The organism is Paraburkholderia sp. DHOC27 (genome assembly GCF_003429005.1).
GTDB lineage: Bacteria > Pseudomonadota > Gammaproteobacteria > Burkholderiales > Burkholderiaceae > Paraburkholderia.
In genome coordinates, this window is the sequence record NZ_QVQV01000003.1 from 770,950 (window position 1) to 780,740 (window position 9,791).

The following is a 9,791-nucleotide window of genomic DNA, read 5'->3' on the forward strand; positions in this document are numbered from 1 at the left end:
GGAGCCGAACGCATGACCGACCGTCTGATTTACACCGCGATGTCGGGCGCCACCCAGGCGCTCGAGCAGCAGGCCATCGTCGCGAACAATCTCGCGAACACCTCGACCACCGGGTTTCGCGCCCAGCTCGAAACGTTCCGCGCGGTACCGATGGCGTTCGGCGATGGCAGCTCAGTCAACGACGACACCACGCGTACCTTCGTGCTGTCGTCCACACCGGGCGCGGACGAAACGCCCGGACCGATCCAGCAGACCGGCAATCCGCTCGACGTCGCCGTGCAAGGCGACGGCTGGTTGTCCGTGCAGACCGCCGATGGCAACGAGGCGTACACGCGTGCCGGCAACATGCACATCGACGAGAACGGTCAACTGGTGACGGCGACCAATCTGCCGGTGATCGGCACGGGCGGACCGATTTCGGTGCCGCCCGGTGCACAGATCACGATTGGCAAGGACGGCACGGTCTCGGCACTCGCCCCAGGCGACCCGGCCTCCGCGATCGCGGTGGTCGATCAGCTCAAGCTGGTGAAGCCGGCGGCGGGCTCGCTCACGCGCGGCGACGACGGCATGTTCCGCACCGCCGACGGCAATCCCGCCGACGCCGATCCGAGCGTGACGCTTGCGCCGGAATCGCTCGAAGGCAGCAACGTGAATCCGGTGAACGCGATGGTCTCGATGATCACCAATGCACGGCAGTTCCAGATGCAGACCAAGATGATCGAAAACGCCGACCAGAACGACCAGACCGCCAACCAGTTGCTCAGTTTCAGCTAACGGGCGCGACGCACTCGTCGACCCAGGAGAACTCACACCGTGAACCGCTCACTCTATATCGCTGCCACCGGCATGAACGCGCAGCAGTCCCAGATGGACGTCATCTCGAACAACCTCGCGAACGTCAGCACCAATGGCTTCAAGGGCTCGCGCGCCGTGTTCGAAGATCTGCTGTATCAGACCGTGCGTCAACCGGGCGCCGACTCCACGCAGCAGACGCAGGTGCCGTCGGGCATCCAGCTCGGCACCGGCGTGCAACAGGTCGCGACGGAGCGCCTCTACACGCAGGGCAACCTGCAGCAGACCGGCAACTCGAAAGACGTGGCGATCAACGGTAACGGTTTCTTTCAGGTGCAGATGCCGGACGGCACCACCGCCTATACCCGCGACGGCTCGTTCCAGACCAACGCGCAGGGGCAACTGGTGACCTCCAGCGGCTACCCCGTGATTCCGCAGATCACGGTGCCGGTGAACGCAACCTCGCTGACGATTGGCAGCGACGGCTCGGTGTCGGTCACGCAGAACAACTCGACCACGTCGCAGCAGATCGGCACCATGCAGATCGCCACCTTCATCAACCCGGCCGGCCTCGGCGCGCAAGGTGAAAACCTGTTCACGGAAACGAGTTCGTCGGGTACGCCGAACGTGTCGGCGCCGGGTTCGAACGGCTCGGGTTCGCTGCAACAGGGGTACGTCGAAACCTCGAACGTGAACGTGGTGCAGGAACTGGTCAACATGATCCAGACGCAACGCGCGTACGAAATCAACAGTAAGGCAGTGACGACATCCGACCAGATGTTGCAGACCCTGTCGCAGATGTCGGTTTAACGGTTCGGACTTCGGACCAAGAGGCGGTAGGTGCACACGATGTCGCAAATCAATCTCAATCGGCTCAAGGGCGACGCGCATGGCGCGAAGCTGCTTGCCACCCTCGGCGTGCTGGCACTGGCGCTGGGCGGCTGCGCGCTCGTCCCGAAGCAGCCCATCGTGCAGCAGCCGATGACCGCCACGCCGCCCATGCCGCCGCACGATCAGTCGCCGGGCTCGATCTACAACCCCGGCTACGCGGGCCGGCCGCTCTTCGAAGACCAGCGGCCGCGCAATATTGGCGACATCCTGACCATCGTCATTCAGGAAAACATCAACGCAACCAAGTCGTCGGGCGCCAACACGAACCGCACCTCGGCCACTTCGTTCTCGACGACGAGCGCGAGCTTTCTGGCCGGCCTGTTCGGCAAGGCCAACCTCAGCGCGCAGGGCGCCAACACGTTCGCCGGAACAGGCGGCGCGAATGCGTCGAACACTTTCAACGGCGTGATCACCGTGACGGTGACCAACGTGCTGCCTAACGGCAATCTGGTGGTGAGCGGCGAAAAGCAGATGCTCATCAACCAGGGAAATGAATTCGTGCGTTTCTCGGGGGTCGTCAACCCGAACACGATTTCCGGCTTGAACGCGGTGTACTCGACCCAGGTGGCCGATGCCAAGATCGAATACTCCGCGAAGGGCTACATAGACGAGGCGGAGACCATGAGCTGGCTACAGCGCTTCTTCCTTAACGTGTCGCCGTGGTGATCATGAAGCTCGCCTCTCTTCGCCGCTTTGCCGGCCGCCTCGAACGTGGTCTGGGTTCCAGCACGGGTTTTGCCGCGACGCTGGTCGCGCTGGCCTGCGCCATCCTGCCGTTTGCCACGCCGGTTGCGCATGCCGAACGTCTGAAGGACCTCGTCGCGATTCAGGGCGTGCGTGACAACCCGCTGATCGGCTACGGCCTCGTGGTGGGTCTCGACGGCACGGGTGACCAGACCACGCAGACGCCGTTCACGACGCAGACGCTCGCGAACATGCTGGCCAACCTCGGCATCTCGATCAACAACCAGTCCGCCGGTTCGTCCAACAGCAGCACGTCGGCACTGACCAGTATCCAGTTGAAGAACGTTGCAGCGGTCATGGTGACGGCGGTGCTGCCGCCGTTCGCACGGCCGGGCGAAGCACTCGACGTGACGGTCTCGTCGCTCGGCAATGCGAAGAGCCTGCGCGGCGGCACGCTGCTGCTCACGCCGCTGAAGGGCGCGGACGGTTCAGTCTATGCGCTGGCCCAGGGCAACATGGCAGTGGGCGGTGCCGGCGCGAGCGCCAACGGCAGCAAGGTGCAGATCAATCAACTGGCGTCCGGGCGGATTGCGAGCGGTGCGATCGTCGAACGCGCCGTGCAGACGAGCGTCACGCAGAACGGCACGATGCAGCTCGAACTCAACGACATGGATTACGACACGACGCAGCGCATCGTGACGGCCGTGAACAACGCGTTCGGCTTCGGCACGGCCTTGCCGCTGGACGGCCGCACGATCCAGTTGCGTGCGCCGGCCGATCCCGCGCAGCAGGTGCAGTTTCTCGCCCAGCTCGAAGACCTCGACGTGAAACCCGCTGCGGGCGCCGCCAAAGTGGTGCTGAATGCGCGCACTGGTTCGATCGTAATGAACCAGATGGTGACGCTGGAAAATTGCGCGGTGGCGCACGGCAATCTGTCGGTGGTGGTCAACACGCAGCCGGTGGTGAGCCAGCCAGGCGCGTTCTCGAACGGGCGGACGGTGGTCGCCCAGCAGTCCCAGATCCAGTTGAAGCAGGACGACGGCAATGTGAAGTTCGTGCATGCCGGCGCCAATCTGGCCGAAGTCGTGAAGGCGCTCAACGCGCTAGGCGCAACGCCTGCTGATCTGATGTCGATCCTGCAGGCGATGAAGGCCGCCGGTGCCTTGCGCGCCGACCTCGAAATCATCTAAGGAAGGAATCGCGATGACAACCGATCCGACTTCAGGCACGAACGATCTCAGTCAGCGCTTTGCGCTCGACGTGCAGGGCTTCGACAGCTTGCGCGCCAAGGTTGCCGCTTCGCCGCAGCAGGGCGTGAAGATGGCCGCCAAACAGTTCGACGCGAGCTTCATCACGATGATGCTGAAGAGCATGCGCGATGCGACGCCGCAGGACGGCCCGCTCGATTCGCGGGATGGCGCGCAGTTCACGTCGATGATGGACGAGCAGATGGCGCAGCAGATGTCGCAAAAGGGCATTGGTGTGGCGGACGCCATGCTCAAGCAGCTGATGAACAACTCCGGCATGCAGACCGGCGACGCAGGCGCGGGCAACAACGCCGCGCTCAATGCGCTGGCCAAGGCCTATGCCAATCCGCAGGCGAACGGTTCGCTCGCCTCGGGCATCGGCTACTCGCGCAACAGCGCATTGACGCCGCCGCTGCATGGCGACGGCTCGAGCATCAACGTCGACGCTTTCGTGGACAAGCTGGCCGCATCGGCGCAGGCCGCCAGTGAAACGACCGGCGTGCCGGCGCGCTTCATCATCGGTCAGGCGGCACTAGAGTCGGGCTGGGGCAAGCGCGAAATCATGAAGGCCAACGGCGAAACTAGCCACAACGTGTTCGGCATCAAGGCCACCAAGGACTGGACTGGCAAGACCGTGTCGACCGTGACCACCGAGTACCGCGACGGCAAGCCGCAACGCGTGGTGGAGAAGTTCCGCGCCTACGACTCGTACGGCGAAGCGATGAACGACTACGCGCAGATGCTAAAGAACAACCCGCGCTACGCGCAGGTGCTGAACGGCTCGCACGATGCCGCGAGCTTTGCCACGGGCATGCAGCGCGCCGGCTACGCCACCGATCCGCATTACGCGAAAAAGCTCATGTCCATCATGGAACGGATGAGCTGAAGCGGGCCACGGTCCGGCAGCGTCGCGGTGACGACTTCACGCGCTGCCGTGTGACTGCACGTTTTACCGCCTTTCAAACGTCCTCTTGAAACGGTCTATCAGACAAAACCGCTGCTTCGCTCGCCGAAGCGGCGGTTTAACGTTTGCGTGAAATATTTCGCCGGTTTACCCTAAACTTTGGGTACGGACTGCCGCTATTCAGTCAGACCTTACTACCCGGGGAGCGCGACTTCCCGGACAGATGCGCGTGTCACGGGCCCCTGCGCTGGACCTCAGGCACGGGCCCGCAAGAACATGCATACCGGCAAGCTCATGGATACCACTGAGACGAATGGCCAGACGGACGGCTCTTCTGAGATCGACAACGACTTCGGTCGCCGTAACCCCCTTGAGATCGGTGTCCAGTTGCGCAATCTCGTCAACCGCGGCGACTTTCTGACGGCGCAGTACAAGGGAGGCCAACTCGTCACGAAGATTCTCGATGTCGACGTACGCGAGCGGACTTTCGTCTTCGATTGGGGCGCGCTCGCCGAACAGAATCAAGGCCTGATCGCGGCGCAACGCTGCACCTTTCACGCGCAACCCGATGGCGTGAAGGTCGAATTCGCCACTGGCGCGCCACGCGAAACCCGCTACGAAGGCCGGCCCGCGTTCGAAGCCGACTTCCCCGAAGTGCTGTTTTACGTGCAACGGCGCGAGTTTTTCCGCGTCGACGCACCGGTGATCGATCCGTACATCTGCGCGGGGCGTCTGCCGGATGGCGAGCGGTTCCGCTTCGAGTTGCACGATCTCTCGCTGGGCGGCGTGGGCATGCGCACCACCGACCCGCGTGTCGCCAACCTGCCAATGGGCTGCGTGCTGCAGGACTGCGAACTCACGCTGCGCTCGCCCGGCACGATTTCGCTCGATCTGCAGCTGGTTTCGCTGCGCGCGGTGGAACTGCCCAACGGCAGCCAGCGCTATCAACTCGGCCTGCGCTTCGTGATGCTGCCCGGCAACGCGGAGAACACCTTGCAGCGTCTCATCACCCAGCTCGAAATGAAGCGCCGCTCGCTCGCGCGCAGCTAAAAAGTCCCTCCAGGGACGCCCGATCCATCCACGTGATTCAGCCTCGCTGCATCACGTGGATAAATGTGATCCGCTCCCTCAATATTTCCGCTGCAGGGCCGTTATACAGAGAGTCTTGGCAACTCGGTGGGCGCGTTGCCAACCCTTTCAGGATGACGCATGTCCAACCTCATCAGCATCGGTCTCAGCGGACTCAACGCAGCCCAGTGGGGGCTCACGACCACCAGCGAGAACATCGCCAATTCGACCACGGCGGGCTATGACGTCGAAAGCCCGGTGTTTTCGGAAACGCCGGGCCAGTACACCGGTTCGGGTTATCTGGCGCAAGGCGTGTCGACCACCACCGTGCAGCGCGCATACAGCGGCTATCTGACCAGCGAGCTGAACACCGCGCAGTCGCAAAGCGGTTCGCTCAACACGTACTACTCGATGTTGGCGGAACTGAACAACATGGTGGGCTCGCCGACCGGCGGCATCTCCACCGCGATCACCAGCTATTTCACCGGCTTGCAGAACGTGGCGAACGGCGCAGCAAGCGTCGCGACACGGAACACCGCGATCAGCGATGCGCAGACGCTGGCCAGCCAGTTGAATGCGATGGGCGAGCAATACGACCAGATGGGCCAGAGTGTCAACACGCAACTGACCGATTCGGTTTCGCAGATCAACACCTATACCGCGCAGATCGCTTCGCTGAACCAGCAGATCAATGCGGCCAGCGCGCAGGGTCAGCCGCCGAACCAGTTGCTCGATCAACGCGATCAGGCCATTTCGAGCCTGTCGTCGCTGGTGGGCGTGCAGGTGGTCTCGAATGCGCAGGGCGATAACGTCTACCTCTCGAGCGGCCAGGCGCTGGTGTCGGGGGCACAGAGCTTCAACCTCGGCACCGCGGCCTCGTCGGCCAACCCCAACGAACTGTCGCTGACGTACCTCGGCGCTGCCGGTACGACGCCGACCGCCGCCACCACGATGACGCTGTCGGACAGTGCGATGCAAAACGTTGGCGGCACGCTGGGCGGCCTGATGACGTTCCGCACGCAGTCGCTCGATCCGGCCGAAGCGCAACTGGGCGCAATTGCCACCAGTTTCGCCGCGCAGGTCAACAACCAGAACGAGCTGGGTCTCGATCTGAACGGCAACGCTGGCGGCGCGCTGTTCTCGGTGGCCGCGCCTGCGACCATCCCGAACTCGAACAACACCGGCAACGCTTCGCTGAGCGTGTCGTTCGTCAACGCCGAACAGCCCACCACCGGCAATTACACCTTGTCGTACGACGGCACCAGCTACACGCTGACCGACAACGCGACCGGCAGCATTGTCGGCACGGCATCGAACCTGTCGCAGCCGATCGACGGCCTGAATTTTTCGACGACCGGCACGATGAACGCCGGTGACTCGTTCAACGTTTCGCCGACCAGCGGCGCGCTGGACAGCTTCAAGCTGGCCACCACGAGCGGATCGGCAATCGCAGCGGCATCGCCCGCGCTCGCTACCAAGGGCACCGGCAATAGCGGCACGGGACAGATCTCCGCGGCGACGGTGACCGCCGGTTACTCACTGCCCAGCACGACGACCACGCTGACCTACAGCGCGTCGGCGGGCGGTTTCACCGGCTTCCCGGTGGGCTCGACGGTGACGATTGGCGGCACCAGCACGACGATTACGTCGACGTCGACGGTCGTGCCGTACTCGCCTTCGAGCGGCGCCAAGATGACGATCGACACGACGCCGGTCACGGCGGGTTCGATGAACGGCGTGACCGTGACGTTGAGCGGCACGCCGTCGGATGGCGATACCTTCACGATCGCGAAGAACACCGGGGCGCAAAGCGACGGCAGCAATGCCACGTTGATGTCGAACATCATCAATGCGCAAACGCTGAGCGGCGGCACGCAAACCCTGACGACCGCGTACTCGACCTACGTCAACACGATCGGTAACACGACCAACCAGGTGAACGCCTCGAACACCACGCAGACTTCGCTCGTGACGGAAATCACGTCCGCGCAGCAGTCGGTGTCCGGCGTGAACATCAACGAAGAAGCAGCGAACCTGTTGCAGTACCAGCAACTGTACCAGGCCAACAGCAAGGTCATTCAGACCGCTGACACGCTGTTCCAGACCATTCTCGGCATATTCCAGTGAGGCGTTGAGCGATGCGCATCTCTACTTCGCAGTTTCTCGGCATGAATGTCCAGACCATGGACAATCAACAAAGCCAGCTGAGCGAGTACTACGCGGAAATTTCCAGCGGCGTGAGCTTGACGACGCCGTCGGACAATCCGCTGGGTGCTGCGCAGGCCGTGCAACTGAGCATGCAGGGCGCGACCCTGTCGCAGTACTCTACCAACCAGAGCTCCGCGCTTACGCAACTCGGTTCGGAAGACTCGACGCTCTCGAGCGTCCTGACGACCCTGCAAAGCGTGAACACCCAGTTGCTGAGCGCAGGCAATGCCACGCTCAACGACACGAACCGCAGCGCGATTGCGGTGACGTTGCAAGGCTTGAGCAGTTCGTTGATGACGATGGCGAACACCAAGTCGCCGTCCGGCGACTATCTGTTCGGCGGCTACCAGGCGTCGTCGCAACCGTTCTCGCTGACGTCGGCCGGCACCGTGACGTACAACGGCGATGGCGGCGTGTCGAGCACGCAGATTTCGGATACGACGTCCGTCGCGACCAGCGACAGCGGCGATTCCGTGTTCATGAGCGTGACGCCAGAAACGGCCGATCCGGTTGCCTACGCCACGGCGGGCAATTCGGGCACGGGGGTGATCGGCGCCGTCAGTACGTCGAACGCGTCCGCCTCGGCGACTGGCGACACGTACGGCATCACGTTCCAGGTGACCGGCGGCGTGACGACCTACACCGTTTCGGATACCAACAGCACGGGCACCACGACGTCCGCGGCGCAGCCCTACACAGCGGGTTCGGCGATCACGCTGGGCACCAGCGGTCAAAGCGTGACGGTCACCGGCACGCCGGGCAACAATGATTCGTTCACCGTGCAGCCTGCTACGCAAGTGCCGCAGGCGCAGGGTGGCACGAGCGTGTTTGCGACGATCCAGAACATGATCACGGCGTTGCAGACGCCGGCTGATACGCCGGCTTCGCTGGCGGCGTTGCAGAACACCTTGAACACGGGTCTGACGCAGATCGCCAATACGCTGTCGAACGTGACGACGGTGCAGGCGACGGTGGGTGGTCGTGAGAACCAGATTCAGGCGATGCAGACGGTGAACCAGAACCAGTCGCTGCAGAACACGAACTCGCTGTCGGATCTGACGTCTACGGATCTTGCCAGCACGATCAGCAAGTACACGCAGACGCAGTATTCACTGCAGGCTTCGGAGCAGGCGTTCGTGCAGGTGCAGCAGATGTCGCTGTTCCAGTACCTGAATCAGTAAGGGGATTGGGGTGGAGGGAAGGGCGGCTTAGGCCGCCCTTTTTTGTTTGTTCGTCGCCTCGGTCATTTGCTAGTTGTTCGCGAGTTATGCGCACTGACGCTTAGGTGCGAAATCCCCTACGCAATCTCAGCGCTGCGCTGATACCCATCTTTTTGCGCATTCGGTATCGTCCCCAATATTCAGTAATTCTTACTGTTGTTGATCAGGACGATGTTGATGACTGTTCATGCGTGTCACCAGACTGCTTCAACGCAGCGCGCTTCTCCTCGGGTAACTGTTGTGCAGGCCGCTGCGGGCCTGGCTGCCTGCGCGCTGCTGCTCAGCCCGCTCTCCCATGCTGACGACATCACCTACGGCTACGACGCGCTCGGTCGTCTGGTCTCGGTGAGCGTGGCGGGCAACACCGCCTACTACGACTACGACGCGGCCGGCAACATCACGGCGATCCGCCGGGATGCACGTGTCTCTTCGCCTCGCGCCGACTCTTCCGCTTCGCCGCCGCTTGCTGATTCGCGTGTCGCTGCTGATCTCAACACGGACCAGAGCGCGGGGCGTTGACGCGCCGCTTGCCGTCTTTCGCTGTTGCGTGCCGCTATTCGCTTTTCGTTGCCATGTCCCTGCCGCTTTTCCCTCATGCACATCATGCCCATGACCTACCCGGCCGGCCTGCGCCGGCAGCCCGTGCAGCGGGCCGTCCTGCTGCTGCTGTTCGTTCTGCTCTCGTGGTTCGCGGCGCCCCGCGCACATGCGCAGATTGACTGCGACTCGAAGTACGCGAAGGCGGGTGCCTACCCGGCCGATCCCACCTGTCCACTG

9 protein-coding genes are annotated in these 9,791 nt (G+C 63.0%); all 9 read left to right on the forward strand.

What is annotated here, in order from left to right:
* Window positions 1–12 precede the first annotated feature (12 nt).
* The 9 genes from flgF (at window position 13) to D0B32_RS15515 (ending at window position 9,533) form a co-directional block, all read left to right on the forward strand.
* The gene (flgF, locus tag D0B32_RS15475; protein ID WP_117334814.1) at window positions 13–774 is read left to right on the forward strand and encodes a flagellar basal-body rod protein FlgF; all 762 of its coding nucleotides are present in this window, start codon (window positions 13–15) and stop codon (window positions 772–774) included.
* A 39-nt stretch (window positions 775–813) separates the two neighbouring features.
* Complete coding sequence (gene flgG, locus D0B32_RS15480; protein WP_117334815.1) at window positions 814–1,602, forward strand: flagellar basal-body rod protein FlgG; 789 nt, start codon at window positions 814–816, stop codon at window positions 1,600–1,602.
* Between the two features lie 39 nt (window positions 1,603–1,641).
* On the forward strand, window positions 1,642–2,349 hold the full coding sequence (gene flgH, locus D0B32_RS15485) for a flagellar basal body L-ring protein FlgH (protein ID WP_117334816.1): 708 nt from the start codon (window positions 1,642–1,644) through the stop codon (window positions 2,347–2,349).
* Between the two features lie 2 nt (window positions 2,350–2,351).
* Window positions 2,352–3,557, forward strand: coding sequence for a flagellar basal body P-ring protein FlgI (locus D0B32_RS15490; RefSeq protein WP_117334891.1), 1,206 nt, complete (start codon window positions 2,352–2,354; stop codon window positions 3,555–3,557).
* Between the two features lie 13 nt (window positions 3,558–3,570).
* Window positions 3,571–4,500 (forward strand): flagellar assembly peptidoglycan hydrolase FlgJ, encoded by a 930-nt coding sequence (gene flgJ / locus D0B32_RS15495; protein ID WP_117334817.1) that lies wholly within the window; start codon window positions 3,571–3,573, stop codon window positions 4,498–4,500.
* Window positions 4,501–4,812: 312 nt separating this feature from the next.
* Window positions 4,813–5,568 (forward strand): flagellar brake protein, encoded by a 756-nt coding sequence (locus tag D0B32_RS15500; RefSeq protein WP_181969814.1) that lies wholly within the window; start codon window positions 4,813–4,815, stop codon window positions 5,566–5,568.
* A gap of 159 nt (window positions 5,569–5,727) precedes the next feature.
* Window positions 5,728–7,713 carry a flagellar hook-associated protein FlgK gene (gene flgK, locus D0B32_RS15505; RefSeq protein WP_117334819.1) on the forward strand — a complete coding sequence of 662 codons (1,986 nt, stop codon included), beginning with the start codon at window positions 5,728–5,730 and terminating at the stop codon, window positions 7,711–7,713.
* 11 nt (window positions 7,714–7,724) lie between these two features.
* Window positions 7,725–8,975: a flagellar hook-associated protein FlgL gene (flgL, locus tag D0B32_RS15510; protein ID WP_117334820.1), complete on the forward strand. Its 1,251-nt coding sequence runs from the start codon at window positions 7,725–7,727 to the stop codon at window positions 8,973–8,975.
* Between the two features lie 279 nt (window positions 8,976–9,254).
* Window positions 9,255–9,533 (forward strand): RHS repeat domain-containing protein, encoded by a 279-nt coding sequence (locus D0B32_RS15515; protein WP_259295012.1) that lies wholly within the window; start codon window positions 9,255–9,257, stop codon window positions 9,531–9,533.
* Window positions 9,534–9,791 lie beyond the last annotated feature (258 nt).

Bases quoted from the DNA above. Each gene is read 5' to 3' on its own strand.
- D0B32_RS15500 (WP_181969814.1), top strand. From the start codon at position 4,813: ATGGATACCACTGAGACGAATGGCCAGACGGACGGCTCTTCTGAGATC.
- flgH (WP_117334816.1), top strand. From the start codon at position 1,642: ATGTCGCAAATCAATCTCAATCGGCTCAAGGGCGACGCGCATGGCGCG.
- flgJ (WP_117334817.1), top strand. From the start codon at position 3,571: ATGACAACCGATCCGACTTCAGGCACGAACGATCTCAGTCAGCGCTTT.
- D0B32_RS15490 (WP_117334891.1), top strand. From the start codon at position 2,352: ATGAAGCTCGCCTCTCTTCGCCGCTTTGCCGGCCGCCTCGAACGTGGT.
- flgK (WP_117334819.1), top strand. From the start codon at position 5,728: ATGTCCAACCTCATCAGCATCGGTCTCAGCGGACTCAACGCAGCCCAG.
- flgL (WP_117334820.1), top strand. From the start codon at position 7,725: ATGCGCATCTCTACTTCGCAGTTTCTCGGCATGAATGTCCAGACCATG.
- flgF (WP_117334814.1), top strand. From the start codon at position 13: ATGACCGACCGTCTGATTTACACCGCGATGTCGGGCGCCACCCAGGCG.